The organism is Sphingomonas sp., from assembly GCF_045810705.1.
Classification (GTDB): domain Bacteria; phylum Pseudomonadota; class Alphaproteobacteria; order Sphingomonadales; family Sphingomonadaceae; genus Sphingomicrobium.
This window is the reverse complement of record NZ_JBJMVI010000012.1, coordinates 1-26,345: the sequence shown is the minus strand read 5'-3', so window position 1 is coordinate 26,345 and position 26,345 is coordinate 1. Positions and strand designations below refer to the sequence as shown.

At 66.4% G+C, this 26,345-nt stretch carries 33 protein-coding genes; 7 read left to right on the top strand and 26 right to left on the bottom strand.

Annotated elements, in window-relative coordinates; genetic code table 11:
- Positions 1–56 precede the first annotated feature (56 nt).
- On the top strand, positions 57–1,610 hold the full coding sequence (locus tag ACJ8FR_RS06540) for a hypothetical protein (protein ID WP_407827821.1): 1,554 nt from the start codon (positions 57–59) through the stop codon (positions 1,608–1,610).
- Complete coding sequence (locus ACJ8FR_RS06535; RefSeq protein ID WP_407827820.1) at positions 1,607–2,620, top strand: glycosyltransferase family 2 protein; 1,014 nt, start codon at positions 1,607–1,609, stop codon at positions 2,618–2,620. Before ACJ8FR_RS06540 ends, ACJ8FR_RS06535 begins: the two co-directional genes overlap by 4 nt.
- Here ACJ8FR_RS06535 and ACJ8FR_RS06530 read toward each other — a convergent pair.
- Together ACJ8FR_RS06530 and ACJ8FR_RS06525 are read right to left on the bottom strand one after the other, a co-directional pair.
- Positions 2,554–3,282, bottom strand: a complete 729-nt coding sequence (locus tag ACJ8FR_RS06530) for a class I SAM-dependent methyltransferase (protein WP_407827819.1) — start codon at positions 3,280–3,282, stop codon at positions 2,554–2,556. The two genes, ACJ8FR_RS06535 and ACJ8FR_RS06530, sit on opposite strands and share 67 nt — an antisense overlap.
- A complete protein-coding gene (locus tag ACJ8FR_RS06525) occupies positions 3,282–3,683 on the bottom strand; it encodes a GtrA family protein (protein WP_407827818.1) in 402 nt (133 codons plus the stop codon). Before ACJ8FR_RS06525 ends, ACJ8FR_RS06530 begins: the two co-directional genes overlap by 1 nt.
- 45 nt (positions 3,684–3,728) lie before the next feature.
- Here ACJ8FR_RS06525 and ACJ8FR_RS06520 point away from each other — a divergent pair, with 45 nt between their 5' ends.
- A complete protein-coding gene (locus tag ACJ8FR_RS06520) occupies positions 3,729–5,528 on the top strand; it encodes an AcrB/AcrD/AcrF family protein (RefSeq protein WP_407827817.1) in 1,800 nt (599 codons plus the stop codon).
- Here ACJ8FR_RS06520 and ACJ8FR_RS06515 read toward each other — a convergent pair.
- The 9 genes from ACJ8FR_RS06515 to gluQRS form a co-directional block, all read right to left on the bottom strand.
- On the bottom strand, positions 5,525–6,157 hold the full coding sequence (locus ACJ8FR_RS06515) for a MarC family protein (RefSeq protein WP_407827816.1): 633 nt from the start codon (positions 6,155–6,157) through the stop codon (positions 5,525–5,527). The genes ACJ8FR_RS06520 and ACJ8FR_RS06515 overlap by 4 nt on opposite strands.
- Positions 6,154–6,795, bottom strand: a complete 642-nt coding sequence (locus ACJ8FR_RS06510) for a hypothetical protein (protein WP_407827815.1) — start codon at positions 6,793–6,795, stop codon at positions 6,154–6,156. The genes ACJ8FR_RS06515 and ACJ8FR_RS06510 overlap by 4 nt, the downstream gene beginning before the upstream one ends.
- Complete coding sequence (folD, locus tag ACJ8FR_RS06505; RefSeq protein ID WP_407827814.1) at positions 6,792–7,679, bottom strand: bifunctional methylenetetrahydrofolate dehydrogenase/methenyltetrahydrofolate cyclohydrolase FolD; 888 nt, start codon at positions 7,677–7,679, stop codon at positions 6,792–6,794. Before folD ends, ACJ8FR_RS06510 begins: the two co-directional genes overlap by 4 nt.
- Positions 7,676–7,975, bottom strand: a complete 300-nt coding sequence (locus ACJ8FR_RS06500; protein ID WP_407827813.1) for a YggT family protein — start codon at positions 7,973–7,975, stop codon at positions 7,676–7,678. Before ACJ8FR_RS06500 ends, folD begins: the two co-directional genes overlap by 4 nt.
- A gap of 25 nt (positions 7,976–8,000) precedes the next feature.
- On the bottom strand, positions 8,001–8,960 hold the full coding sequence (gene egtD, locus ACJ8FR_RS06495; protein ID WP_407827812.1) for an L-histidine N(alpha)-methyltransferase: 960 nt from the start codon (positions 8,958–8,960) through the stop codon (positions 8,001–8,003).
- Positions 8,944–10,191, bottom strand: coding sequence for an ergothioneine biosynthesis protein EgtB (egtB, locus tag ACJ8FR_RS06490; protein WP_407827811.1), 1,248 nt, complete (start codon positions 10,189–10,191; stop codon positions 8,944–8,946). The genes egtD and egtB overlap by 17 nt, the downstream gene beginning before the upstream one ends.
- 70 nt (positions 10,192–10,261) lie before the next feature.
- The gene (locus tag ACJ8FR_RS06485) at positions 10,262–10,825 is read right to left on the bottom strand and encodes a cob(I)yrinic acid a,c-diamide adenosyltransferase (protein WP_407827810.1); all 564 of its coding nucleotides are present in this window, start codon (positions 10,823–10,825) and stop codon (positions 10,262–10,264) included.
- Positions 10,826–10,845: 20 nt separating this feature from the next.
- Positions 10,846–11,052: an HIG1 domain-containing protein gene (locus ACJ8FR_RS06480; RefSeq protein ID WP_407827809.1), complete on the bottom strand. Its 207-nt coding sequence runs from the start codon at positions 11,050–11,052 to the stop codon at positions 10,846–10,848.
- Between the two features lie 11 nt (positions 11,053–11,063).
- Positions 11,064–11,912, bottom strand: a complete 849-nt coding sequence (gluQRS, locus tag ACJ8FR_RS06475; RefSeq protein ID WP_407827808.1) for a tRNA glutamyl-Q(34) synthetase GluQRS — start codon at positions 11,910–11,912, stop codon at positions 11,064–11,066.
- A gap of 203 nt (positions 11,913–12,115) precedes the next feature.
- Between gluQRS and ACJ8FR_RS06470 the strand changes: the two genes are divergently transcribed.
- Positions 12,116–12,682: an HNH endonuclease gene (locus ACJ8FR_RS06470; protein WP_407827807.1), complete on the top strand. Its 567-nt coding sequence runs from the start codon at positions 12,116–12,118 to the stop codon at positions 12,680–12,682.
- 430 nt (positions 12,683–13,112) lie between these two features.
- Positions 13,113–13,640 carry a PleD family two-component system response regulator gene (locus ACJ8FR_RS06465; protein ID WP_407827806.1) on the top strand — a complete coding sequence of 176 codons (528 nt, stop codon included), beginning with the start codon at positions 13,113–13,115 and terminating at the stop codon, positions 13,638–13,640.
- On the opposite strand, the gene ACJ8FR_RS06460 is transcribed toward ACJ8FR_RS06465, so the two are convergent.
- Both ACJ8FR_RS06460 and ACJ8FR_RS06455 read right to left on the bottom strand, forming a co-directional pair.
- On the bottom strand, positions 13,618–14,496 hold the full coding sequence (locus ACJ8FR_RS06460; protein WP_407827805.1) for a UTP--glucose-1-phosphate uridylyltransferase: 879 nt from the start codon (positions 14,494–14,496) through the stop codon (positions 13,618–13,620). The two genes, ACJ8FR_RS06465 and ACJ8FR_RS06460, sit on opposite strands and share 23 nt — an antisense overlap.
- Positions 14,497–14,501: 5 nt before the next feature.
- On the bottom strand, positions 14,502–14,831 hold the full coding sequence (locus ACJ8FR_RS06455) for a hypothetical protein (RefSeq protein WP_407827804.1): 330 nt from the start codon (positions 14,829–14,831) through the stop codon (positions 14,502–14,504).
- A gap of 45 nt (positions 14,832–14,876) precedes the next feature.
- On the opposite strand from ACJ8FR_RS06455, the gene ACJ8FR_RS06450 reads away from it, so the two are divergent.
- Positions 14,877–15,443, top strand: coding sequence for a TlpA family protein disulfide reductase (locus ACJ8FR_RS06450; protein ID WP_407827803.1), 567 nt, complete (start codon positions 14,877–14,879; stop codon positions 15,441–15,443).
- Here ACJ8FR_RS06450 and ACJ8FR_RS06445 read toward each other — a convergent pair.
- From ACJ8FR_RS06445 to ACJ8FR_RS06435, 3 genes are all read right to left on the bottom strand, one after another.
- Positions 15,400–16,410: a DMT family transporter gene (locus ACJ8FR_RS06445; RefSeq protein WP_407827802.1), complete on the bottom strand. Its 1,011-nt coding sequence runs from the start codon at positions 16,408–16,410 to the stop codon at positions 15,400–15,402. The genes ACJ8FR_RS06450 and ACJ8FR_RS06445 overlap by 44 nt on opposite strands.
- 72 nt (positions 16,411–16,482) lie before the next feature.
- The gene (gene dapD, locus ACJ8FR_RS06440) at positions 16,483–17,325 is read right to left on the bottom strand and encodes a 2,3,4,5-tetrahydropyridine-2,6-dicarboxylate N-succinyltransferase (protein WP_407827801.1); all 843 of its coding nucleotides are present in this window, start codon (positions 17,323–17,325) and stop codon (positions 16,483–16,485) included.
- The gene (locus ACJ8FR_RS06435) at positions 17,301–17,972 is read right to left on the bottom strand and encodes a pyrimidine 5'-nucleotidase (protein WP_407827800.1); all 672 of its coding nucleotides are present in this window, start codon (positions 17,970–17,972) and stop codon (positions 17,301–17,303) included. Before ACJ8FR_RS06435 ends, dapD begins: the two co-directional genes overlap by 25 nt.
- 112 nt (positions 17,973–18,084) lie before the next feature.
- Between ACJ8FR_RS06435 and ACJ8FR_RS06430 the strand changes: the two genes are divergently transcribed.
- Complete coding sequence (locus ACJ8FR_RS06430) at positions 18,085–20,385, top strand: S8 family peptidase (RefSeq protein ID WP_407827799.1); 2,301 nt, start codon at positions 18,085–18,087, stop codon at positions 20,383–20,385.
- Between the two features lie 37 nt (positions 20,386–20,422).
- Here ACJ8FR_RS06430 and mddA read toward each other — a convergent pair whose 3' ends face one another.
- The 10 genes from mddA to sufB form a co-directional block, all read right to left on the bottom strand.
- Positions 20,423–21,169 (bottom strand): methanethiol S-methyltransferase, encoded by a 747-nt coding sequence (gene mddA, locus ACJ8FR_RS06425; protein ID WP_407827798.1) that lies wholly within the window; start codon positions 21,167–21,169, stop codon positions 20,423–20,425.
- A 33-nt stretch (positions 21,170–21,202) separates the two neighbouring features.
- Positions 21,203–21,457: a hypothetical protein gene (locus ACJ8FR_RS06420; RefSeq protein ID WP_407827797.1), complete on the bottom strand. Its 255-nt coding sequence runs from the start codon at positions 21,455–21,457 to the stop codon at positions 21,203–21,205.
- Between the two features lie 39 nt (positions 21,458–21,496).
- Positions 21,497–21,856 (bottom strand): HesB/IscA family protein, encoded by a 360-nt coding sequence (locus ACJ8FR_RS06415; protein WP_407827796.1) that lies wholly within the window; start codon positions 21,854–21,856, stop codon positions 21,497–21,499.
- A complete protein-coding gene (locus ACJ8FR_RS06410) occupies positions 21,853–22,308 on the bottom strand; it encodes an SUF system Fe-S cluster assembly protein (protein ID WP_407827795.1) in 456 nt (151 codons plus the stop codon). The genes ACJ8FR_RS06415 and ACJ8FR_RS06410 overlap by 4 nt, the downstream gene beginning before the upstream one ends.
- Positions 22,305–23,498 carry a cysteine desulfurase gene (locus tag ACJ8FR_RS06405; RefSeq protein WP_407827794.1) on the bottom strand — a complete coding sequence of 398 codons (1,194 nt, stop codon included), beginning with the start codon at positions 23,496–23,498 and terminating at the stop codon, positions 22,305–22,307. The genes ACJ8FR_RS06410 and ACJ8FR_RS06405 overlap by 4 nt, the downstream gene beginning before the upstream one ends.
- A complete protein-coding gene (locus ACJ8FR_RS06400; protein WP_407827793.1) occupies positions 23,495–24,235 on the bottom strand; it encodes a SufD family Fe-S cluster assembly protein in 741 nt (246 codons plus the stop codon). Before ACJ8FR_RS06400 ends, ACJ8FR_RS06405 begins: the two co-directional genes overlap by 4 nt.
- The gene (locus ACJ8FR_RS06395; protein WP_407827792.1) at positions 24,232–24,528 is read right to left on the bottom strand and encodes a hypothetical protein; all 297 of its coding nucleotides are present in this window, start codon (positions 24,526–24,528) and stop codon (positions 24,232–24,234) included. The genes ACJ8FR_RS06400 and ACJ8FR_RS06395 overlap by 4 nt, the downstream gene beginning before the upstream one ends.
- The gene (gene sufC, locus ACJ8FR_RS06390; protein ID WP_407827791.1) at positions 24,525–25,268 is read right to left on the bottom strand and encodes a Fe-S cluster assembly ATPase SufC; all 744 of its coding nucleotides are present in this window, start codon (positions 25,266–25,268) and stop codon (positions 24,525–24,527) included. The genes ACJ8FR_RS06395 and sufC overlap by 4 nt, the downstream gene beginning before the upstream one ends.
- Positions 25,268–25,522: a hypothetical protein gene (locus ACJ8FR_RS06385; protein WP_407827790.1), complete on the bottom strand. Its 255-nt coding sequence runs from the start codon at positions 25,520–25,522 to the stop codon at positions 25,268–25,270. The genes sufC and ACJ8FR_RS06385 overlap by 1 nt, the downstream gene beginning before the upstream one ends.
- Positions 25,519–26,345: Fe-S cluster assembly protein SufB (sufB, locus tag ACJ8FR_RS06380; RefSeq protein WP_407827789.1), on the bottom strand; the 827-nt coding region annotated here is incomplete at its 5' end. The genes ACJ8FR_RS06385 and sufB, both read right to left, overlap by 4 nt.

Sequence of the window (26,345 nt, the reverse complement as noted above, 5' to 3'; positions counted from 1 at the left end):
CAATCGGGCCGATCCCGCTAGGACCCGCGCGGGCAAGTCATTGCAGGCGTGTGACAATGGGGGTTGAAGCCGCTCCGGCGGTGCAAGTGCCGAGTGAGCCGCGCCCGTGGTGGGAGTCTGCGCTGTGCCTCGGCCTTGTCGTCTTCGCGACGGCGCTGCCGCTCATCTATCCATCCGTCCCGCCGCTGGTCGACCTGCTCGGCCACATGGGCCGGTATCGGGTCGAGCTCGACCTGGACCACTCCGCCTTCCTCCAGCGATATTATGACTATCATTGGGCGGCGATCGGCAACCTCGGGGTCGATCTATTGGTCATCCCGCTCGGCAAGGTGATGGGGCTCGAACCGGCAGTGAAGCTGATCGTGCTGCTGATCCCGCCACTCACCGCCGCCGGGTTTTTCTGGGTCGCGCGCGAGGTGCACGGGCGCGTGCCGCCGACGGCGTTCTTCGCACTGCCGTTCATCACCGGCTATCCGTTTCTGTTCGGGTTCGTGAATTTCACCTTGTCGGTGGCACTCGCGTTCCTGGCGTTCGGCTTGTGGCTGCGCCTTGGCCGACTCGAGCGAACCGGGCTGCGAAGCTGGCTGTTCGTGCCGATCTCGCTGATCGTCTTCTTCTGCCACACCTACGGCTGGGGCCTTCTCGGCCTGATGTGCTTCTCGGCCGATGCGGTGCGGCTTCACGACCGCGGCCGGTCGTGGTGGCGTGCCGGCCTCGAGGCCGCGTTGCACACCTCGGTGATGGCGCTGCCGATCCTCGTCATGCTGCTGTGGCGCGGCGAGACGCATGGCGGCCAGACCATCGACTGGTTCGACTGGAAGGTGAAATGGCGCTGGATCTATTCCGCGCTGCGCGATCGCTGGAAATGGTTCGACATCGGGTCGCTGATCGTGCCCGCGCTGGTGTTCCTGTACGCGGTCTTCAGCCGCAAGCTGCAGCTGTCACGCAACCTCGCCTTCTCGGCGATCGTGCTCGCGGCGTCGTTTGCGATCCTCCCGCGCATCATCTTCGGCTCGGCCTATGCCGACATGCGGCTCGTCCCCTATCTGATCGCGGTCGGGTTGCTGGCGATCCGCTTCCGCGGCGCTCCCGACCGGACCACGGCCCAGGTGCTGGCGGTGCTCGGGCTTTTGTTCTTCGGGACCAGGGCGGTCGCCAACACGGTCAGCCTCGCCAAGGCGGCTGACGACCAGTCGGCCAAGCTCGAGGCGATCGACCTGATGCCGCGCGGGGCACGGGTGATCAGCCTGGTCGGCATGACCTGCCAGGAATATTGGCCGCTGCTCCGCGACGGGCATCTCGGCGCGATGGTCATCGTCCGCCGCGAGGGCTTCTCCAACGATCAGTGGCTGCTCGAAGGGGTCAACCTGCTCGATCTCAAATATCGCGCCGCCGGTTATTTCGCCGCCGACCCGTCGCAACTGGTGCGCCCCAACCAATGCCATGACCGGCTGCACCGGATGATCGACGATTCGCTATCGACCCTGCCGCGCAATGATTTCGACTATGTCTGGCTGATCGACGCGCCGCCTTACAATCCGCAAATCGTGGCCGACATGCAGATGGTCTGGCGCGGGCCCGGTTCGATCCTCTACAAAACGCATCCATGAGGCTTTCAATCGTCATCCCCTGCTTCAACGAGGAAGCATGCCTGGCGCAGCTGCACCAGCGGCTGGGTATCGCCGCGCGCGAGGCGGTCGGCGAGGATTACGAGCTCGTGCTGGTCAATGACGGCTCGCGCGACGGCAGCTGGCCGGTGATGCAGCGGATGGCGGAAGAGGACCGGCACGTCGTCGCCGTCAATCTGTCGCGCAACCACGGGCATCAGCTTGCGCTGACGGCGGGCCTCGACCTGTGCCGCGGCGACACCATCCTGATCATCGACGCCGACCTCCAGGATCCGCCCGAGCTGCTCGGGCCGATGCTGGAGGCGATGCGAGAGAGCGGCGCCGACGTCGTCTACGGCGTGCGCCGCAGCCGCTCCGGCGAGACGGCGTTCAAGCGCGCGACCGCGCACGGCTTCTACCGGCTGCTGTCGCGCGCGACCGAGGTCGACATCCCGCTCGACGCCGGCGACTTTCGGCTGATGAGCCGCCGCGCGCTCGATGCCCTGCTCGCCATGCCCGAGCAGGCGCGCTTCATCCGCGGCATGGTCGCGTGGATCGGGTTCAGGCAGCTGCCCTTCCCCTATGATCGGCAGGTGCGGTTCGCGGGCGAGACCAAATATCCGTTCAGGAAGATGGTCCGCTTCGCGCTCGACGCGCTGACGGGCTTCTCCTCGGCCCCGCTCAAGCTCGCGAGCCACGCCGGCCTGTGGCTGGTGGCCGGCTCGCTCGTGCTGATCGCGTACATCGCTTTTGCGTGGATCGCCGGCCGCAGCATCCCGGGCTGGACCTCGCTGATGCTGGTCGTGGTCGTGCTCGGCGCGGTGCAGATGTTCGTCCTCGCGCTGATGGGCGAATATATCGGGCGGCTCTACAATGAAGCGAAGCGCCGGCCGCTGTACATCGTCCAGGACATCGCCGGCGGCGACGGGCAACACGCCCGCCTGGGCTATCTCGCCGAGGCGACGGCGAACAAGGACAAGCCCGGCGGCAAGGGCAAGCGGCCGACCAGATAGCGCTCCGCGGCGAAGACGCGCTCCAGCGCGGTGTTGAGCGGCGCGGGCGGGAGCTTTACGTCGGCGCTGTCGCGGCCGCGCAGCTTCGAGACCGCGCGCTCGGCCACGGCGAGCGGAAACAGCAGGCTGTTGAAATAGCCGATCTTGTCCAGCCGCATCGGCGAGTTGTCGATCAACGCCTTGAGCGCGCGCTTCGAGTAACGCCGTTTATGGTGGTTCACGACATCGTGCGCCGTCCACATCCAGCGGTGCGCGGGAACGGCGATCATCAACTTGCCGCCGGGCTTGAGCTTGGTCGCGATGGCGGCGACGGCGGCAGCATCGTCATCGATATGTTCGATCACGTCGAACGCGCCGATCAGGTCGTAATGGCGGTCGCGGACTTCCGACAGCTCGGGCAGGGGCGAGCGCATGATCTTGCGCCCGAGCCGTTTCTCCGACAGCGCGCGCGCCTCGTCGTCCAGCTCGAGCGCGTCGACATGGCCGAACTCGCCCAGCATGGCCAGATTGTGCCCGGTGCCGCAGCCGATCTCGAGGATGTGCGCATGCCGCGGCAAATGGCCCTCGCGGCGGATCAGCTCGGCGAGGATTCGGCGGCGCGCGCGATACCACCAATGGCGGTCGTCGAGCTCGGCCATCTGCTGGTAGACGAGGCGCTCCATCAGCGGAACACCAGCCGCTTGTTGAGCGCGAAGGTGGCGAGCGGAGTTACGAAGATCGCGGGCACGAGCGGCCACCAGGTCGGGCCGTGCATCGGGCCCGTAAGCGCCCAGGTGAAGAGCTCGTTGAGCAGGAAGCCCGACGCCTGGACCGCGAGGAACTTGACCTTGAGGCGGTGGTCCTCGGCCGCGCCGTGGCCGCGGAAACTCCACCGGCTGTGGAGCACGAAGCCGATGCTCACCGCGACCAGGAAAGCGACGACCACGGCGAGCATCGGCGTCATCACATAGGTCGCAAGGTACCAGTAGATCGCCGAATAGAGCGCGGCGAGCGCGAAGCCGACGATGGCAAAGCGCACCAGCTGTCCGAAGGTCCCGTCAGGAAAGTTTAATCTGGAGGCCATGCGCGGCTGCTTGCCGTTTGAAGTCGTGCGGCTACAGCCGGAAAAATGGCGGAGCGCAAGGACGAGGGTTGGGAGGCACGCGCTTTCGCTCTGATCGAGCGCGAGTGGAAGTGGATCGTCTTCCTCGCCTGGCTCGGATTCTGCGGCTGTTTCATCTTCAACAAATGGCACGACATCCGCTGGTTCGGCCTCGGCGACACCGACGACAATATGCGGATCATGCAGGTCCGCGCGTGGCTTCACGGCCAGGGCTGGTACGACCTGCGCCAATACCGCCTGAACCCGCCGTTCGGCGCCAACATCCACTGGTCGCGGCTGGTCGACCTGCCGATCGCCGGCCTGATCCTCGGGCTTCGTCCGTTCCTCGGGGGACCGGCGGCGGAGCGCTGGGCGGTCGCGATCGCGCCGCTGCTGCCGTATCTGCTGCTGCTCTTCTCGCTGTCGCTGACGGCGCGGCGGCTGATCGCGCCGGCGGCCTATCCGCTCGCGCTGATCGCCTTGTTCTTCGCCGGGTCGACCAACGGGATGTTCATGCCCGAACGGATCGACCACCATGGCTGGCAGCTCGCGCTGCTCGCGCTGAGCATTTCCGCGATTGCCGATCCCAAACGCCTGCGCGGCGGGCTGACGCTTGGGGTGTCGAGCGCGCTTTCGCTCGCCATCGGGCTGGAGATGCTGATCTATGTCGCGCTCGCGGGCGCGGCCACGGTCCTGTTCTGGGTCGACGATGCCGAGGAGCGCGAACGGCTGCGCGCATACGCCGTGTCGCTCGGCGGCGGCACCGCGCTCGCGTTCCTGGTGTTCGCCTCCAACGACAATTGGAACGCGGTGTGCGACGCGTTGTCCCCGGTCTGGCTGTCGGATGCGCTGATCGGCAGCGCGCTGATGTTCGCGCTGGCATGGGTCTCGCCCGCCGACTGGAAGCGCCGGCTGGCGCTTGCCGCGGGCGCCGGGATCATCGTCGCCGCATTCCACGCGCTGACCTGGCCGCATTGCCTGCAGCGCCTCGAGGGCGTGTCGCCCGAGGTCGAGCGGCTGTGGCTGAGCCACGTCAAGGAAGCGCGGCCGGTCTATATGCACGGCTGGCGCGTCGCGACCTTGATCGTGGCGTTGCCGATCACCGGCGCGATCGGCTGGGGCGTGCTCGCATGGACCCGCCGTCGCGACCGGGAACTCTGCCGGCGCGTCATCGGAGCGGCGCTTCCCGGCCTTGCCGCGACGCTCCTGCTGCTGTGGCAGACGCGAACCGGGCCGGCCGCGCAGATGATGGCGACCGTGGGCGGCGCGGCGCTAGTCTGGATCGCGCTTCCGGCGGCGTGGAGCAGCCGGAAGTCTCCGGTCCGCGTCCTCGGCACCACGCTCGCATTCCTGATCGGCTGCGGCGCGATCGTCCCGTTCGTCCTCGACTTCATCCCCGAAGCGCCGGCCACCGCGCGCGACAAGCAGATCGGCCGTGCGAACAATCTGTGCGCGTCCTTGTGGGGCCTGAGGCCCGTCGCCCTGCAGCCCAAGGGGATCGTGTTCACCTTCGTCGACCTGGGGCCGCGGCTGATCGCGGTGACGCACCATGATTCGATCGCCGGACCTTATCATCGCAACGGCCAGCAGATCGCCGACGTGTTCAATTTCTGGCGGGGCTCGGCCGATCAGGCCCACCGCATCGCCGCCAAATATCACGCTAATTATGTGCTGAGCTGCCCCGGCAGCTCGACCACAACCATCTTCGTCGCGGAGACTCCGCGCGGCTTCTATACCCAGCTTCAGCGGGGCCAGCTCCCGACCTGGCTGACGCCGGTGCCCTTGCCCAAGGATTCGCCGTACAAGATGTGGCGCGTCGTCGCTTAGCCGAGGACGTGCGGGAAGCTTTGCTTTAGTCCGTCGATCACGAACTGCGCGGCGAGCGCGGCAAGAATGACGCCGAGAATGCGGGTGATCATCGCCTCGACCTTGTCGCCCATCATCCGCATCAGCGGCTCCGAGGCGAGCAGGGTGACGAGCGTCACCAGCATCACTACGGTGATCGCGGCGAGGACGATGGTGATATGGACCGGCGTTTCGGCGCGCGACACCCACAGCATCGCGCTGGCGATCGATCCGGGGCCGGCGATCATCGGGATCGCCATCGGGAAGACGCTGATATCCTCCGCCTCGGGCGTTCCCTCGATCGAATGGGCGCGGTTTTCGCGGCGCTCCGTTCGCCTCTCGAACACCATGTCGACGGCGATGTAGAACAAGAGGATCCCGCCGGCGATGCGGAAGCTCGCGAGGCTGATCCCGAGCGCGTGCAGCATCGGCCGCCCGAGAAGCGCGAAGAACATCAGGATGATCCACGCGATCAGCGAGGATCGGAACGCCATTGCCCGGCGGTGGGCCGGCGGCGTCCCGCGCGTCAGGCCGGCGAAGATCGGCACGCAGCCCGGCGGATCGATGATCACCAGGAAGGTGACCAGCGCCGAGCCGAACAGTTCGATCATTGCGCCGGCGGCGCCGGGATATCGTTGACCAGCACCTGGGCGTAGCGCAACCCGTTCCACTGGTAGACACGCAAGTGCCGCGCGCCGTCTTTTTCGACCTTCCAGTCCCAGCCGAGAGTCTTGTCGGCCGATTGCCCGCGGCCATTGTCCTCAGGCGTGGTCCGCGCTTGCTTGGGAGTCAGCGGCGGCGGCGGGATGATCGGCGCGCCCGGGGCCTTGGTCCGGCACGATGCGCGGTGAACCTTGACGGCTGGGGGCGGCGGTAGCGGGCCGGTCTGCCCATCCCCGCCGTCATAGACCCAGCGCCATTCGCGGTTGAGGCGCTGCCAGACGGTCGTGAAGTAGCCGTGATGGACCCCATCCGCGCCCCACCACGGCCCGGTGTTGACCGCGGTTCGGCCGTCGCACGAAACGAAGCTGTGCGCGGGCGCCCAGCGGACCGCCTTCGGCGGGTCTTTGCGGTCCTTGAGGAACTGTTGCACCCACACCGCTTGCGGGGTGAACATGACCGCATCCTTGTCGGCATAATTGCGGAACGCGGTCCATTGTCCGAGTTTTTGCGCGTCGTGGGCAAAGGCGCGCTCGGCATCGACGGCTGTCGGCAACGTCGCCGACGCGAGAAGAAGAGCGAAGATCATAGTCCCTCCGGGTCTGCGAGGCCGGCGCGGCGGTGCGCGGCCACAAGCGTGTTGCGCATTAGCATGGCGATGGTCATTGGTCCCACGCCGCCGGGGACCGGGGTGATCGCGGCCGCGACGTCGGCGGCCTCGTCATAAGCGACGTCCCCCACCAGCCGGCCCTTGCCGTCGTCGGTCGGAATGCGGTTGATGCCGACGTCGACGACGACAGCGCCGGGCTTGATCCAGTCGCCGCGGACCATTTCCGGCCGGCCGACGGCGGCGATGATGATGTCGGCGCGGCGAACGACCGCGGGCAGGTCGCGCGTACGCGAATGGGCAACGGTGACGGTCGCGTTCTCGGCCAACAGCAGCTGCGCCATCGGCTTGCCGACGATGTTGGAGCGGCCGATCACCACCGCCTCCAGTCCGGTGAGGTCACCCAGCTCCTGCTTGAGGAGATGGAGGCAGCCCAAAGGCGTGCATGGCACCAGCGCCGGGAGGCCGCTGGCGAGCCGGCCCGCGTTGATCGGGTGAAAGCCGTCGACGTCCTTGGCCGGGTCGATCGTCTCGATCACCCGCGTCGCATTGACCTGCGGCGGAAGCGGCAGCTGGACGAGGATGCCGTCGACCTGAGCGTCGGCATTGAGGTCGGTCACCAGCTGGAGCAGCTGATCCTCGCTGGTCGTGTCGGGCAGGTTATGCGCGAAGCTGACCATGCCGGTCTCGGCGGTGGCGCGGTTCTTCGAGCGGACATAGACGGCGCTCGCGGCATCCTCGCCGACCAGCACGGTGGCGAGGCCCGGCGCTCGGCCAGCCTTGCCGACGAATGCCGGCACGAACGCGGCGACCCGTTCGCGGATCGCCAAAGCGGCGGCCTTTCCGTCGATCCGCCTGGCCGTCATCCGCCGAGATAATACTGGGCTTCGGCGCCGGCGAGCAGCCTCTTGAGCACCTGGATCAGGATCAGGATGACCAAAGGCGAGAAGTCGATCCCGCCGAAATCGGGCAGGATGCGGCGGATCGGCCGATAGAGTGGCGCGGTGATCCGGTCGATCGCGACCGCGAGGGTGCGAACGCCATGCGAGCTGGTGTTGAGGACATTGAACGCGAACAGCCAGCTGAGGATCACCTGACCGATGATGATCCAGGTGACGATGCTGAGCAGCAGGTCGGCGATATCGACGAGAGCGTGAACCATGGCGACGCGCTTAGCGGTACGGCCGTTAGGGCGCAAACCTCTCCGGCTGCGCCTCGGCGAGGACGATCGAGAAATCCTGGCTCGCGTCGCTCCACTCGGCAATCGGGGTCCAGCCGCCGGCGAGCAGCAGCAGGCGCGCTCCGCGCGGTCCGTATTTGTGGCTGTTCTCGACGTGGATCGAGGAGCCTGCCGGGACCTCGAAGCTCGATCCCGCGACGCTGAAGCGGGCGTCGCGCGTCGCGACGAGATGGATTTCGATGCGCGACAAGATGTCGTTCCACCGCGCCTCGTGGCGAAAAGCGTCGATCGGAATGTCGCCGTCGAGCTCGCGGTTGATGCGGGTCAGGATGTTGAGCGTGAATTGCGCCGTCACGCCCTCGGGGTCGTCATAGGCGGCGATCAAACGCTCGACCGGCTTCACCCTGTCCATGCCGATCAGCAACCGCGCGCCCGGACCGAGCAGGGCGCGGAACTGGCGCAGCAGGTCGGTTGCGCTGGAGGGTACGAAATTACCGATGGTCGAGCCCGGGAAGAAGCCGAGCTGCGGAAGATGCTCGATCCCGCCGGGCAGCGTGAACGGCCGCGCGAAGTCGGCAACGACCGGGATCACGTCGAGCCTGGAAAAGCGCTGCTGAAGCTCGGCCGCGCTTTGCTCGAGATAGTCGCCGGAAATGTCGACGGGCACATAGGCGGCTGGGGCGATCGCTTCGAGCAGCAGGGGCGTCTTGGTGGCCGAGCCGGCGCCGAACTCGACGACGGCCAGGCCCTTGGGCACGCGCGCCGCGACATCGGGCATGATGTCGCGCAACAGCTGCGTCTCGGTCTTCGTCGGATAATAAGACGACAGACGTGTGATCTCGTCGAACAGCTCCGAGCCGCGGCGGTCGTAGAGCCAGCGCGCGGGAAGCGCGGGGATGGGCGCCGAGAGCCCGGCGAGCACGTCGTCGCGAAACGCGATTTCCCGGGCATCAAGCGTCGCGAGCAAGGCGCATCCCCGTGAACTGCCAGCGCGCGGCGGGCGGGAAGAAGTTGCGGTAGGACGCACGGCTGTGCCCGCGCGGCGTCGCGCAGCTCGCGCCCCTGAGTACCAACTGCCCGCTCATGAACTTGCCATTATATTCGCCGACCGCGCCGGCCGCGGGCGCGAAACCGGGGTAAGAAGTGAAGGCGCTTTGGGTCCATTCCCACACATCGCCGAAGACGCCGCCCCCGGCGCCCGGCGCGACCGCTCCGGCGTCGTCCAGCTGGTTGCCGGTCAGGGGGTCGGCGGAGGAAGCGAAATCCTCCCACTCGGCCTCGGTCGGCAGCCGCGCCCCGGCCCAGCGGGCGAAGGCGTCGGCCTCGAAATAGCTGACGTGGGCGACTGGCGCGGCCGCGTCGATCTCGCGCCGCCCGCCGAGCGTGAACTCGGTCCCGTCCTCGCGCCAATAGAGCGGCGCCGCGATCGCCTCGCGCTGGACCCAGTCCCAGCCTTCGCTGAGCCACAATTTCGGCGTCGAGTAGCCGGCGCCCTCGATGAACTCGGACCATTCGCGGCTGGTCACGCGCCGGTTAGCGATGGCGTGATCCGGGAGGAAGGTGTGGTGGCGCGGCCGTTCGGCGTCGAACGCAAAACCGTCAGGACCGGCCCCGATTTCGACCACGCCCCCGCGGCCGCGATGCCAGCTCAATGGTTCGACGGCGAAGCAGGCGGGCGGCGGAAGCTCGCCATAGGCCGGCTCCAGCGGGTTCTCGGCGAGCGTCGCAAGGATGTCGGTGAGAAACAGTTCCTGGTGCTGCTGCTCGTGGTTGATGCCGAGCTCAATGAGATCGAGCGCGGCCGGTGACATGTGCGGCAGCGCGCGCTCCAGCGCCTCATCGACATGCGCGCGATAGCTGCGGACCTCGTCGAGCGACGGGCGGCTCAGCATCCCACGGCGCGGGCGCGCGTGGCGGGGGCCTTCGGCTTCGTAATAGCTGTTGAACAGGAAAGCGTAGCGCTCGTCGAACGGGGTGTAGCCGAGCACATGGTCGCGCAGCACGAAGGTCTCGAAGAACCAGGTCGTGTGGGCGAGGTGCCACTTGGCCGGCGAGGCATCGGGAAACGGCTGGATGGTCGCGTCGGCGTCGCTGAGGGGGGCAGCCAGGCCGAGCGTCAGCTTGCGGGTGGCGAAGAGCCTTTCGCCAATCGAAGCTGCCGTCCCTTCGGGGTTCGAAGACGAGTCTTCCCGGGCCATGCGCGGGCTCCCCTGCCACGAATCGGCGCGCCGGTATAGTCAGAAGTTCACTATATGTTCCAGATCGCAGCTATTCGCCGCGCGTTCCGCCCGGCTTCCACAGCACGTCGCCGCCTTCCCGCGCGGCGACGTAGCGGGCGGCAACGAACAAATGATCGGACAGGCGGTTGATGTAAGCGAGCAGCTGCGCGTTGAGCGGCTCGGCCTCGTTCAACGCCACCGCGGCCCGCTCGGCGCGGCGGACGATGGCGCGGGCGAGGTGGAGCGCCGACACGCCGGCCGAGCCGCTCGGCAGGATGAAGCTGGTCAGCGGCTCCAGGCTTGCGTTCATCGCGTCAATCTCGCGCTCGAGCCGCTCGACCTGGCTTGCAACGATGCGCAGCGCGCCGTCGACTTCGCCCGGAGTCGCGACGTCGGCGCCGAGGTCGAACAGGTCGTTCTGGATGCGCAGCAGCGCGTCGGCCACTTCACCCTCGCCAATCGCCGCAATGGCGACGCCGATCGCGGCATTGGCCTCGTCCACCTCGCCGATCGCGGCCATGCGCAGGCTCGACTTGCTCACGCGGCTGCCGTCGACCAGCCCGGCGCTGCCGCCGTCGCCGGTGCGGGTGTAGATTTTGTTGAGCTTGACCACCGTGCGAGTGTGGGGCCCGGCTATTTGCCGGCCTGGCCGGCGACGACCAGGATGAGAATGACGATGACGATCGCAATCCCCTGGAACAGCACGCGCTTGCGCATGTAATTCTGTTGCTGCTCGCCGGTCACGTCCTTGCCCGAGGCCATGGCGATCACCCCGCGCACGAGGACATAGGCGGTCGCGGCCATGGCCAGCAGCAGGAGGACGAGCAGAAGGATCCGCATGGCCTGCCGCCTTAAGCGTCCGAAAAGCCGAAACCAAGCGGAAGCTTGCCTGCGAGGACGTCGGCGGCGAGCGCAGGCCCGTCGGCGCCGGCTTCGCGCATCGCCGCAAGCGTCGGCGCGAGGTCGCGCTTGGCGAGGCGGCGGCCGTCCTCGTGGGCGATGAGCGCGTGATGGAGATAGGCCGGTTCGGGCAGGCCGAGGAGCGCCTGCAGCAGGCGCTGGATCGGAGTCGAGGGACGCAGGTCGCCGCCGCGCACGACCATCGTCACGCCGCTGGCCGCATCATCGATCACGCACGAGAGATGATAGGAAGCGGGCGCGTCCTTGCGGGCAAGGATCGCGTCGCCGATGTCGCTCGCCTTCGCGGCGAATGTTCGGCCGTCCTCCTCCGTCCACGACGGGAGGCCGGCGAACTCGAGCGCCCTGGCGGAGTCGAGCCGCCAGCTGTGCGGCGTGCTTGCCCGCCGCGCCGGGTCGTCAGGCAGGCCACGGCAGGTGCCGGGATAGGAGGTGGCGGCATCGCCGTGCGGCGCGGTCAGCGACTGCGCGATGTCGGCCCGCGTGCAGAAGCAGGCGTAGGCCAGGCCGCGCGCCTTCAAGCTGTCGAGCGCGGCCTGGTAGGCGGGCGTCCGCCGCGACTGGACCAGCACCGGCTCATCCCAATCGAGGCCAAGCCACGCCAGGTCCTCGTAGATGCCCTCAACGAACTCCGGCTTGCACCGGCTTGGGTCGAGATCCTCGATCCTCAGGCGGAACTTGCCGCCGGCGTCGCGTGCCCGATGATGCCCCAGCGCCGCGCTGAACGCGTGCCCGAGGTGCAGCCGCCCGCTGGGGCTGGGGGCGAACCGGGTGACGGTCACTTAAATCCTCCCGGATCCGGCGGAGGAGCTTCTCCCTCTTGACGCGGACTCTGCAATTTCCGATTCATACTTCTGTCACGCCGGCTTGGCATCCGGTGGGCAACAAGGGAAGATGGGCCGCGCCGCCCTCTCCTCCTTGAGTGCGACGGGGCCGGGGAGCAGCAGTTCGGATCCGAACCGAACGAAAGGCTGTTGTCGCTCGCATGTATCACCCTGAACTCATCCGCCATCCCGAAAGCTGCCCGTCGCTGGTGCTCAACGCCGACTACACGCCGCTGTCCTATTACCCGCTGTCGCTATGGCCGTGGCAGACCGCGATCAAGGCGATGTTCCTCGAGCGCGTTGATGTCGTCGCCCACTACGACCGCGAGGTGCATAGCCCAAGCATCGCGCTGAAGCTGCCGAGCGTGATCGCGCTCCGCCAGTTCGTCCGGCCCAACGAATATCCGGCGTTCACGCGGTTCAACCTGTTCCTTCGCGACCGCTTCCGCTGCGTCTATTGCGGCTCGGGCAAGGAGCTGACCTTCGACCATGTGATTCCCCGTGCGCACGGCGGGCGGACGATGTGGGAGAATGTCGCGACCGCCTGCGCGCCGTGCAATCTCAAGAAAGGCGGGCGCACGCCGAACCAGGCGCACATGCATATCCAGCGCGATCCGATCCGCCCGACCAGCTGGCAGCTTCAGGAGCATGGGCGCGCGTTTCCGCCGAACTACCTCCATGAAAGCTGGCGCGATTATCTCTACTGGGATGTCGAGTTGCTGCCGTAAGCGAAGCCGAGCAACAAAGGAGCGGAGTCCATCCAAAGCGGAGCCCTTGGCAACCGTTCCCTAACCTAACTTTAGGTAAGTCACGCTCAACAAAGAGAGTGATTTCAAATGCCTCGCTTGGCTGGATGGATTTCAAGATTAGATCGAAAGAGTGTCTCCATTGGCGCGATTGTCCGCCTGAGCACGGGCCGCCTGCTACCGGTCACGATCCTCGACGTAACCCGTACGGGCTGTAAGATTCGTTGTCTCCAGATGCTGCCGATCGGCGAAGTCGTGGAGCTCGAAATTCCCGCTTTTCAGCCCAACGTCGCGAGCGTTCGCTGGTCGCTCCCCGGAAGGGCCGGATTGCTCTTCGTCTAGCCGCCCGCCGCACTTGGCGTGCAGGATCTTCTTATCGCCGCGTTAACCATCTTCGCGTAGCGCTGGCAGCATGGACATCCGCTACCCAGCAGCGCCCGAAGAGCGCCCGCGAATCCTCGTCATCGAGCCCAACCGCAGCAACCTCGGTGTCATGGCTCGGCGGCTGTCCGAGGCCGGTTATCGGATCACGACCGCCGACAGCGGCGCGGCGGCGATCGCCGAGCTTTACCGCCATTCGATCGACCTCGTGCTCGCCGAACTCAACATGCCGCGGATGAGCGGCGCCGAGCTCGCGCGGGCGATCCGCGGCGAGGTTCAGTGGAACGACATCCCGATCATGCTGATCACCGGCAAATCAAAGCCCGCCGACGCCGTGCGCGCCTACGGAGCGGGTGCCGACGACGTGATCCTGAAGCCGTTCCACTTCGAGGTGCTGATCGCGCGCATTTCGCGCCGCATCGATCGCGCGCGTTTCGTGCAACAGCTGCGCGACGACAATGCCGCGCTCGACGCGCGGGTGGTCGAACGGGCCATCCAGATCGGCGAGCTGCGCGATCAGCTGAAGGTAGAGCGGATCAGACGGCCCCACGCGCTTTAGCCGTCGACAGGAATGCCTTGACGGCGGGTCCAACATCCTGCCGCTTAAGCGCCATCGCGATATTGGCGATAACGAACCCGTCGGCGCCGCCGCAATCGTAGCGCTCGCCCTCGAAGCGGAAGGCATGCAACGGCTGTTGGCCGATCAGCTTGGCCATGGCGTCGGTGAGCTGGATCTCGCCCCCGGCGCCCTTCTCCTGTGCGTCGAGCGCGCGCATCACCTCGGGCTGGAGGATGTAGCGGCCGGGAAGCATCAGGTTGGACGGGGCCGTACCCGGCGCCGGCTTTTCGACCAGGCCCTTGATCTCGGTCAGGCGGCCGTCGCTCGCGCCGGGGTCGATCACGCCATATTTGTGGGTCTCGCTCTCCGGGACTTCCAGCGCGGCGACGAGGTTGCCGCCGACCTTGTCATAGGCCTCGACCATCTGCGCGAGGCAACCCGGCTGGCCGAACATCAGCTCGTCGGGGAGCAACACCGCGAACGGTTCGTCGCCGACGATGTCCCGCGCGCACCACACCGCGTGGCCGAGGCCGAGCGGCACCTGCTGGCGGACGCTGACGACCTCGCCGAAGCGGGCGTTGGACGGATCGAGCACGTCGAGGCTCTTGCCCTTGTCGCGCAGCGTCGCTTCGAGCTCGAACCCAACGTCGAAATAATCGACCAGCGCCGACTTGCCGCGTCCGGTGACGAAGATCAGCTGTTCGATCCCCGCCTCGCGCGCCTCGTCGACCGCATACTGGATCAGCGGCCGGTCGACGATCGTGATCATCTCCTTGGGGATGGTCTTGGTCGCAGGCAGCAGGCGGGTGCCGAGGCCGGCGACGGGGAACACCGCCTTGCGGACGCGAGTGGGCATCGGACTTACCCTCCTGGCGTGGCGGTCGTGGAGGTGGTCGCCGGCACGGTCGACGGACTGATGCCTGCCGGCAGTTGCGGCGCGTCCCCGCCGCTTGGCGGCGGCGGGTCGAACGGATCGGCGGCGCGAGGCTGGGAGCGCTTGACCAGCTCGTCGACACGGTCGGGACGGGCGTAGGTCGGCGCCGTCAGCAGCTGCTCGACGGTCGGCGTGGCGCGGGCCATCGCCGGCTTGACCGGAAGCGCATGTCCCGGTGCAGGCTTGAGCTCCGCAACGCGACCGCAGCCTGCGAGCGCCAAGGCAACAGTGAAAATCACGAGGCGCAAGCGCTTCATGCCGCCCGACTAGCCGTTCGCCGTGGCTTCCGCTAGCGGCGCAGCATGCGCCTCATCGTCATTTGCGCGGCCGTGCTCGCACTCGCTGCCTGTCACAAGCCGGCGGAGGATCCGGACGGCAGGGAAATGCCGGCTGCCGAGGCGGGGCTGCACAAAAGCGTCGATCGAAGCCACAGGGGCGAGGCGTTTCCGAAGATCAGCTTCCTCGACGAGGAGGACAAGCCAATGGGCTACGGACCGCTGCTCGGCACGCCGACCCTGGTCAATCTGTGGGCGACCTGGTGCGCTCCGTGCGTCAAGGAGCTTCCGACGCTGCAGGCGCTGCAAAAGCAGGCCTCGACGAACCTCTACGTCGCAACGATCAACCAGGACACGGCGCCGCGCGCCTCGGTCGAAGCGTTCCTCGCCGACCACAAGCTCGACCTTCCGATCTATCGCGATCCGAAGATGGCACTTTCCGCGGCCCTTGGGCCCGACACTGTATTGCCGACCTCGATCCTCTACGACGCGAACGGCAAGGAGGTTTGGCGCTACGTCGGCGACCTCGACTGGACGAGCCCGGAGGCGGCTAAGCTGCTTGCCGAAGCCGGCGCCGCCCCGGCAAAAGGCTGAGCAGCCGCCCGTCGATGGCGGCAAGGCCGAGCGCAATCAGGCCGAGGCCGGCGAAATCCTGCGGCGCCAGCTTTTCGCCGAGGAACAGGCCGCCGAGCAGGATCGCGACCGGCGGCACGAGCAAGGTGACGAGCAGCGCGTTGGTCGCGCCCGACGTCTCGATCAGCCTGAAATAGAGCACGTAGCCGAACGCCGTGCACAGCAGCGCCAGAGCGATAATCGCGCCCCAGGCGGTGAGCGGCGGGAACGCGTGGGTCCACGGACGGTCGACCAGGAGCGCGACCGGCAGCATCATCGCCGCGCCCGCCGTCAGCTGGCCGGTGGTGACGCTCATCGGCGACACCCCCATCTTGCGGAAGCGGCGCGCCCAGACCGCGGCCAGCGCATAGCTCAGCGAGGCGGTGACGCAGGCGAGCTGTGCGAGCGCGCTCGAGCCGAGGCTCGAGAGCAAGGACGGGCCGATCATCACCGCGACCCCGCCGAATCCGAGGAGCACGCCGGCGATCTTGCGCGGGCTCATTCGTTCGTCGTGGGTGAGGAAATGGGCGACGACCACGCCCCAGATCGGAGTCGTGGCGTTGAGGATCGAGGCGAGGCCGCTGGCGATGTGCGTCTGGCCCCAGCCGAACAGGGCGAACGGCACAGCGTTGTTGAGCAGCGCCAGCAGGACGATCGAGCCCCACGCCGACCGCGGCAAATCGACGCTCTGGCCCTTGAAGCGCAGGAACAGCCACATCGCGGCCGCAGCAATGCTCAGGCGCAGCCAGACATAGGTCAGCGGCGGCACGTGGCGGACGGCGACTCCAATGAAGAAGAAGGCGCCGCCCCAGATCAAAGCGAGGCTGCCGAGGATCAGCCAGTCGCGGCCGTTCATTTGCGTGCGGATCATTGGCGCGGCGTAGACATCGGGCGCGCCCGACGCGTCCGCGCAATTGCGCTCGAACTCTGAAGGCTGGACGGGTTTCATGAGGATTCAGGTACGAATTCGCGCCGCCCGACGCCAACAAATGGCCGCCTCGGGTCGATAAGCTGGACTTATCTAGTCTCTCAGCAGCTCATTAATCGACGTTTTCGACCGCGTGCGCTCGTCGACGCGCTTGACGATCACCGCGCAGGCGAGGCCGGGGCCTCCGTCCTTGCCGGGCAGGCTGCCCGGCACCACGACCGAATAAGCGGGGACGCGGCCGTAATGGACCTCCCCGCTTGCGCGGTCGACGATCTTGGTCGAGGCGCCGAGGAACACGCCCATCGACAGCACCGAACCGCGCTCGACGATCACGCCCTCGGCAACTTCCGACCGCGCGCCGATGAAGCAATCGTCCTCGATGATTACCGGGCCTGCCTGTAAAGGCTCGAGCACACCGCCGATCCCGGCGCCGCCCGAGATATGCACGTTCTTCCCAATCTGCGCGCAGCTTCCGATAGTCGCCCAGGTGTCGACCATCGTGTTCTCGCCGACATAGGCGCCGATGTTGACGAAGCTCGGCATCAGGACGGCCCCTGGAGCGATATAGGCGCCGCGGCGGACGATCGAGCCGGGCACCGCGCGGAACTGGCACTCGGCGAACTGCCTGTCGCTCCAGCCGGCGAATTTGGAAGCGACCTTGTCCCACCAGTGCGCGCCCCCCGGACCGCCCGGGATCATCTTCATCGAGTTGATGCGGAAGGACAGCAGCACCGCCTTCTTGAGCCACTGGTTGACCCGCCACTCTCCGTCGACGGGCTCGGCAACGCGGGCCACTCCGGCGTCGAGCATGGCAATCGCGCGCTCGACGGTCAGGCGGCTGTCACCGCCCGATTCCGGGCTGAGGTCGGCGCGCCTTTCCCACAGCCGGTCGATCAGCGGTTCGAGTTCGTTCAAGGCTGCGCCTCCAAAATGCATTCGAGCCAGTCCGCGACATCGGTGATCCGATGGTCGATGATCGCCGCGTCATAACCGTCGTCGCCGCGCTCTGACCCGTTGTCGACCCAAACCGTCGTCATTCCGAGCGCTTTTGCCGGCACCAGGTTGCGGGCCATGTCGTCGGCCAGCAGCGCGTGGGCGGGATCGATCCCGAAGCGCTCGCACAACAGCTCATAGCCGTGCGGATCGGGCTTGGCGCGGTAGCTGCTCGCATGGATGTCGTGGAGGTCGTCGAAATGCTCGTGGACCCCGATCGCGTGCAGCACACGCCGCGCGTAAACCGCATCGCCATTGGTGAAGACGAAGCGCCGTCCCGGCAGGCGCGGCAGCAATCGGGCGAGCCGATCGTCGCCTTTCACGCGGTCGAGGGGAACATCGTGCACGTCCTCGAGGAAGTCGTGCGGATCGACCGCATGTTCTTTCATCAAACCGGCAAGCGTCGTCCCGTGCGTGTGGAAATGGTGCTTCTGCACCCGGTGCGCCTCCTCGGCGCCGCAGCCGAGCAGGCGCTCGATATAGGCGGTCATGCGCTCATCGATCAGCGCGAACAGGCCGGTAGATGCCGGATACAAGCAATTGTCGAGATCGAAGATCCAATCGCGTATATGTTCGAAGCGAGTGTCCATCAGGGCATGGCGCCGTAGCGCGTTGAAAGCCTTAAGCAAATTGAAAGGATTTATAAACCATAACAAGCATCGGGAAGCCGTGTATTTTCAACGGCTTGAGCGGAGAGGGATGATGAAAAAGCGGCTTCTAGGAACGGGCGCGTGCATGCTTGTCATGGCGTTCGGACTGACCGCCTGCGGCGAGGGCGGGGGAGTGCTGCCGATTCCCACACCGACACCGACTCCGACCCCCACGCCGACGCCAACCCCCACGCCGACGCCCACTCCGACGCCTACCCCCACTCCGACGCCGACCCCGACGGGGACCAACTACAACACCGCCGAATATCAGGCGTCGCAATATTCGGTCGTGTCGAACGCCATCACCGCTTACAACGCCGGCGCCACTGGCCGCGGTATCAAGATCGGCATCGTCGACAGCGGCATCAATCCAGGTCTGAGCGAATTTGCCGGGCGCATCGATCCGGCGAGCGGCGATGTCGCCAGTAATCGCGGGGTCAGCGACGAAGGCGGGCACGGCACCGCGGTCAGCGCGGTTGCAGCAGCAGCGCGTAACAGCAGCGGCGCGATGGGCGTCGCTTTCGACGCGACCATCGTCAGCGAGCGCGCCGACTCGCCCGGAACCTGCAGCGGCACCGACGGCTGTCAATTCTTCGACAGCGCGATTGGCGCGGGAATCGATGCGGCGCGCCTTGCCGGCGCCAAGGTCATCAATATGTCGCTGGGCGGTGATCCGCCAGGCAACCAGCTGCTCTCGGCGATGCAGCGTGCCACCAACGCCGGCATCGTGCTCGTTATCTCCGCGGGCAATGACGGTGCCGATCCGACCAAGGGCGCCAATGCCGATCCCTTCGCGCTGGTCCCCGCGCAAGACTTTCCCGGATCGGTGATCATCGCCGGCTCCGTCGGTGGAAGCCCCGACGTCAACACCATCTCCGACTTCTCGAATCGGGCCGGCTCGGGCGCAGCATGGTACCTGATGGCGCTCGGCTACCATGATCGCGCACCCGACGAGACCGGAACGCAGTTCCTGTGGTCGGGCACCAGCTTCTCCGCGCCGACGATCAGCGGCGCGGTCGCGCTGATGGCGCAGGCCTTCCCCAACCTCACCGGCAAGCAGATCGTCAGCATCCTGTTCCAGTCTGCGGATGATCTCGGTGCGGCCGGCGTCGATTCGATATATGGCCACGGCCGGCTGAACATCCAGCGCGCGTTCCAGCCGATTGGCACGACCAGCCTTGCCGACAGCAAGACCCCGGTGACCGGGACGACCGGCGATACGCCGGGCGCGGCGGGTGACGCGGTGAGCGGCCAGTCGATGGGTGCGATCATCCTCGACGGCTACGACCGCGCCTACGTTCTCAACCTTGCGCAGACGCTGCGCCGTGGGGATGTCGACCATCCGCTTTCGCGCGCGCTCCAGGGCGATGTGAAGGTCGCCGGCGGCGAGGCGGGTCCTGTGAGCATTGCGATGACCGTCACGCAGCGGCACGACCTCGCTGACGGCTACTCGCTCGAGCGCTTGGGCGTAGGGCCAGAGGATATGCGCAAATCGCGGCTGGTCGCCGGTTCGGCGGTCGAGCGGATCGACAACAAGACGGCCGTCGCGCTCGGCTTTGCCGAAGGCGCGAAGGCGATGGAGCGGCGCCTGACCGGGGCGCAGGCGGGCTCATTCCTGATCGCCGGCGATATTGCTGGAAATCCCGGCTTCTCGGCCAGGCGCGACGGCAGTGTCGCCGTCCGCCACCAGTTCGGCAGTATCGGCGTGACGATGGCCGGCGAGACCGGCAACGTGTGGCAGGAAGTGAAGACCAGCGCGACGGGATCGCCCTACCGCTTCACCAGCGTGACCGCCGACAGCGGCTTCGGGTCGAACTGGCTGTCGCTCGGGATCAGCCGCCTCGATGAGAAGCAATCGCTGCTCGGCGGCCGCATGTCGAACGTCCTTGGCGGCGGCGGTGCGACGACCCTGTTCCTCGATGCCGAGGCGCGCCGCAATCTCGGATCGGGCTGGAGCACCACGCTGACCGCCCGCCGCGGCTGGACCGACTTCGCCGCCGGTAAGTTCCAGACCGGTGCTTATGCCTTCGATCTTTCCAAGGCCGGGATCCTGTCGAACCGCGACTCGCTCGGCTTCCGCGTGGCGCAGCCATTGCGGGTCGAGCATGGCGGCTTTGCGATGATGCTGCCGACGTCGTACGACTACGTGACCGGCACTGCGACCGACACCTTGAGCCGGCTTTCGCTGAGCCCGAGCGGCCGCGAGGTCGATGCCGAGCTGAGCTACGGCTCGACGTTGCTCAGCGGCAATGGATGGCTCGGCGCCAATCTCTTTTATCGCCGGCAGCCGGGGCATATCGCGAGCCTGCCCGACGACAAGGGCGCGGCCGTCCGCTTTGCGCTGAACTTCTAACGGGGCTTCCCTTGGGGAGGGGATCAGGCGGCGGAGCCTATGCGCTCCGCCGTCTGAACCGCGGAACCAGGCCGCCGACGCCCGAGCGATACTTGCGATAATCGTCGCCGAACAAGCCGGTGAGGTCGCGCTCTTCGTAGCGAATGGCGATGAGCATGTAGATCGACACGCCCACTGCGAGCAGCAGGTGTCCGCGCGTCATGTGCGGCGTGGACCAGAAGCCGAGGAAGAAGCCGGCATAGAGTGGGTGCGCGACCCAGCGGTAAAACAGCGGCTGCCGAAGCTCCGGCTCGGCCGCTTGGGTGCCGCGGAGGTTCAGCCACGCCTGCTGCAGCCCGAACAGCTCGAAATGGTTGATCAGGAAGGTGCTGATCAGAACGATCCCGAAACCGCCCCAGAACATCGCCCAAAGGATGGTGCTGAACCAGGCCATGTCGGCCCCCACCTGCCATACCGTGCGGCCGAGCGGCTGCCACAAGAGGAACAGGATGATCAGCGCGGCACTCGCAAAGAGCACGTAAACGCTGCGTTCGGACGCCGGTGGAACGACCCGGGTCCAGACGCGCTTGAAGCCGGGCCTTGCCATTACGCTGTGCTGCAGTCCGAACAGGATGATCAGCGCGACGTCGATGATGATCTTCGCTTCGCGCGGCATCGAAGTAAGCGGCGCATCGACGGTCTTGGGCACGGGAAGGTCGCCGACGAAGGCAATCAGATAGAGGAAGGTCGCGAAGAAGATGGCGTAGCAGACGATCGAAAACAGCAAGCTGAGCGTGCGTGTCATGGCATTTCCCCCATCATCGCAGGGCGCGGCAGACTAGCGGCCGACAACCCCGAACTTGACGATTATCGGCGCTTCGCACTTGCCGATGCGGCGATAGACTGCGCGGTAGACGTCGGCGTCGGGAAGCTCGTTCAGCTTCTGCGCCCTGGGCGTTTTGCCCTGGCGGCTCGCTTCATAGCGTGAGGTCGCCGGGCAATTGGCCGGCTGACCGGCTTTTGGATTGATGATTGGCATGTCGCCGGTCGGTGCGGCCGACACAGCGGCGAACATGATGACAGCAAGGAGCATCGATGATCTCCCTTCCGCGCCGCAAATAGCACTTTCGATCTAGACGGTGAAGCTTTCCCCGCAGCCGCAGGCGCCCTTGGCGTTCGGGTTGTCGAACACGAAGCCGGCGGCGAAATCATCCTCGCGCCAGTCCATGGTCGAACCGACGAGGTAGAGCACGGATCCGCCATCGACGTAGAAGGTGCCGCCTGGAGTCTCGATCTTCTCGTCGAACGGCTGTTCGTCGGTCACGTAATCGACCGAATAAGCGAGGCCCGAGCAGCCGCGGCGCGGCGTCGAGAGCTTGACGCCGATCGCGTCTTCGGGAGCGCGGCCCATCAGCTCGGCGATACGCGTGTTCGCGGCGTCGGTCAGCGTGATCGCGGCCGGGCGCGCGCGGAGCTTGGTTTCTTTATTCACAGCATTCCCAATTCTAATCTTGCCTCGTCGCTCATCTTCGATGGATCCCACGGCGGGTCCCAGACGAGGTTGACGACGGCATCGCGGATGCCCGGGACCGACAGCACGCGCAGCTCGACCTCGTTGGGCAGCGATTCGGCGACCGGGCAATGCGGCGTCGTCAGCGTCATGGTGACGGTCGCGTCGCCATCCTCGCTGATCGCGACATCGTAGATCAGGCCGAGCTCGTAGATGTCGACCGGGATTTCGGGGTCGTAGATCGACTTCAGCACTTCGACGACGGAAGCCTGCAGGTCGCTTCCGGCGCCGCCGTCCGGCTCTTCCGGCTGCTCTCCCGCGAGGAACCCGGTCAGATAGTCGCGCTTGCGCTCGAATTCCGGCGTGACGCGCGCACGAGCGGGCGGAGTCACCGACTCCACCTCCTCGGTCTCGATCTTGCGCTCGCGATTCATCTCGAAAAGATCCGCTTCACCTGCTCGATGCCGCGCACCAGGGCCGCGATGTCCGAGCTGTCGCTGTGCGCCGCGAAGCTCGCGCGGGCGGTCGCCTCGACGCCGAGCCAGCGCATCAACGGCTGTGCGCAATGGTGCCCGGCGCGGACCGCGACGCCCGCATCGTCTAATATGGTGGCGGTATCGTGCGCATGCACCCCATCGACGTTAAAGCTGACGATCCCGGCACTATCCTCGGGCCCGTAAAGCGTCACGCCGTCGATGCTGTGAAGAGCATCACGGCATTCGGCGACAAGCGCGCATTCGTGCGCGTGGATCGCGTCGAGGCTGAGCTTCTCGACCCAGTCGACCGCGGCGTGCAGCCCGACCGCGCCGACGATATGCGGCGTGCCCGCCTCGAACCGCGCCGGCGGGTCGAGGAAGGTGGTTTCCTCGAACGTCACCTTTTCGATCATCGCGCCGCCGCCCTGCCACGGCGGCAGGCCGGCGAGCAGCTCTGCGCGGCCCCACAGGCAGCCGATCCCGGTCGGGCCGTACAATTTGTGGCCTGAGAAGGCGTAGAAATCCGCGCCAATCTTCCCAATGTTCACGCTCGTGCGCGGCACCGCCTGGCAGCCGTCGAGCAGCAGCAGCGCGCCCTTGGAGTGCGCGATGTCCGCGGCGCGCTTCGCGTCGAGGACCGAGCCCAAGACGTTGGATACGTGGGCAAATCCTACAATACAATGTTCTTCGGTCAGCATCGCTTCGGCAGCGTCGAGATCGATCCGGCCGTCGCCGGTCAACGGCACGGCGTCGACTTCAAAACCTGCCAGCTGCCACGGCACGATGTTGCTGTGATGCTCGAGCTGCGACACGAGGACGCGGTTGCGGCCGTTCCTGGGCAGCGTGCGCGCGACGAGGTTGATCGCCTCGGTCGCGCCGCGGGTGAAGACCAGCTCATTGGGCTGTCCGCCGATGAGGTTCGAAGCGGCAGCGCGCGCGGCCTCGTAGCTCGCGGTCATGCTCGCCGAGCGTTCGTACACGCCGCGGTGCACCGTCGCGTAATCGCGCGAATAGGCCTGGGTAATCGCGTCGATCACCGCCTGCGGCTTCTGCGCAGTCGCGGCGCTGTCGAGATAATGCCAGTTCAGAATCGCCGGGAACTGGTCGCGGACGTTGAGCGCGGAGTTGATGCAGGTGGGCGCGTTCATGCCACCACTCTCCGCAAAGCTTCGCGCGCGGCGGTGCAAAGTGCGTCGCCGTCTTTCGCGCTGTCCCACAGGCCCATGACGAAGCCTTCGAGCAGCAAGGCGCGGGCGCCCGCCGGGTCGAGGCCGCGGCTTTGGGCATAGAACAATTGCATCGCGTCGAGCTCGCCGACGGTCGCGCCGTGCGCGCACTTCACGTCGTCGGCGAAGATCTCGAGCTCGGGCTTGCAGTTGGCGGTGGCGCCGCGGCCGAGCAGCATGGCTTTCACCGACTGTTCGGCGTCGGTCTGCTGGGCGCCGCGCGCGACCTCGACCTTGCCGAGGTAGGAGCCGACCGCGTTGCCGTTGAGCACGCTGCGGATCACCTGGCGCGAGCGGCCGCCGACGCCGACGTGCTTGACGGTGGTGACGATCTCGTTGGTTGACAGGCCGGTGCCGATGTTGGCGCCAAACAGCTCGAAATCCGCGCCTTCGGCAAGGCTGACTTCAAGCTCGGCCCGACCATATTCCGAGGCGGTGTTGAGCACGAATATCCGCGCGTTTGCGCCGGCTTCGAGCGCGACCTGAACTTGTCGCACCTGTACCGTCTCGTTGGTCGGCAGCCAGATTTTCTCAAATTCTTCGTGCGGACCAACCGTCAGTGTCAGCGCCTCGGCGAACTGCTGCCAAACCGGTCGTAGCGCGTCGAGGTCCGCGTAGCGCCACTCCTCCTGCTTGCGGGTGGGGAAAGGCGCCGTCATGCGCGCCTCTTCATCAGCCGCCGCAGCATCTTGTCGCGCTGCTTCTGCCGCTCGGGCGCCATCAGTCCGTAGAGTGCGTCCAGCGCGAGGACCGCAGCACAAGCGACGGCAACCACGCTGCCGGCAATGCCGGTATCCATGAACTGGCTGAGCACGATGTCGACGATTGCGATGATACCGATCAGGATGACCAGCAGCGCCGTGTCGGCGACGGCACGCCCGGGGTTCCCGCGAATCATTCCGATCACGAACATGAAGGCGATGCAGCCGAGGACGAGGACGAAAGCCGTCACGCCGCGGCCTCCGCATAGCCTTCGCGCTCGAGTTCTCGCGCGACCTCGGGGCCGCCGCTGCGGACGACGCGGCCGGCCTGCAGCACGTGAACCCGGTCGGGCTCCACATAGTCGAGCAGGCGCTGATAATGGGTGATCAGGAGCACGCCCTTGTCGGGCGCGCGCATGATGCGGTTGATGCCCGCGCCGACGCTTTTCAGCGCGTCGATGTCGAGGCCGCTGTCGGTCTCGTCGAGGATCGCGAACTTCGGGTTCATGATGCCCATCTGGACCATCTCGGCGCGCTTCTTCTCGCCGCCGGAAAAGCCGACGTTGACCGGGCGCTTGAGCATCTCGGCGTCCATGCCGAGCAGCGCGGCCTGGGCTTTCGCGAGCTTGATGAATTCGGCGCCTGACAGATCCGGCTCTCCGCGCGAACGGCGCTGCGAATTGAGGCTCTCGCGGAGGAACTGGAGGTAGGACACGCCGGGGATCTCGACCGGATATTGGAAGCCGAGGAACAGCCCCGCCGCCGCCCGCTCGTGCGGCTCCATCGCCAGCAAGTCGCGCCCGAGGAAGCTCGTGCCGCCCTCGCTCACCACATAGCCGGGCCGGCCCGCGAGCACGTAGGCGAGCGTCGACTTGCCCGAGCCGTTCGGGCCCATGATCGCGTGGACTTCGCCCGCGGGAACGGTCAGCGACACGCCGTTGAGGATCGGCTTGTCGGCGACGGTCGCGTGGAGGTTAGTGATCTCAAGCATCAATTCGTGTCTAAGTCTCGTTGACGTTGCTGACGGGCGCGTAGTCTCGAACCGACGATGGCAACGATGGTCGCAGCCGCCGTTGCGATAGCCAATGGCACCAAAAGAAGTTTGAACAGGGTCACATCAAAGGCGCCTTCTTTGAACCAACCCGCGACGGCCACGAGGAAGATGTAGTAAGCAAGCCAGACCAACGCGCCTGCAACGATCCCTCGCCAAATATGATATTGAGGCGTTGAGGATTGCTGCGTCATCCCACGCTTCCTTCTAATGAAATCCCCAGCAGCTTCTGCGCCTCGACCGCGAACTCCATCGGCAGCTGCTTCAGCACCTCGCGGGCGAAGCCGTTGACGATCAGCGCGACCGCGCTTTCCGCATCGAGGCCGCGGCTCATCGCGTAGAACAATTGATCCTCGCTGATCTTCGACGTGGTCGCCTCATGCTCGATCTGCGCGGTGGGGTTCTTGACCTCGATGTAGGGCACGGTGTGCGCGCCGCACTGGTCGCCGAGCAGCAGTGAATCGCACTGGGTGAAATTGCGCACGTTCTCGGCGCGGGGGAGCACGCGGACCAGCCCGCGATAGGTGTTGTTGCTGCGGCCTGCGCTGATGCCCTTGCTGACGATCGTCGAGCGCGTGTTGGCGCCGATGTGAATCATCTTGGTGCCGGTGTCGGCCTGCTGGCGGTTGTTGGTCAGCGCGACCGAATAGAATTCGCCGACGCTGCCGTTCCCTTTCAGGATGCAGCTCGGATATTTCCACGTGATCGCGCTGCCGGTCTCGACCTGGGTCCAGCTGACCTTCGAGCGGTCGCCCGAACAGAGCGCGCGCTTGGTGACGAAATTGAAGATGCCGCCCTTGCCCTCAGCGTCGCCCGGATACCAGTTCTGCACGGTCGAGTATTTTACCTCCGCATCCTCGTGGGCGAAGATTTCGACCACGGCGGCATGGAGCTGGTTCTCGTCGCGCATCGGCGCGGTGCAGCCTTCGAGGTAGGACACGTAGCTGCCCTTGTCGGCGACGATCAGGGTGCGCTCGAACTGGCCGGTGTTCTCGGCATTGATGCGGAAATAGGTGC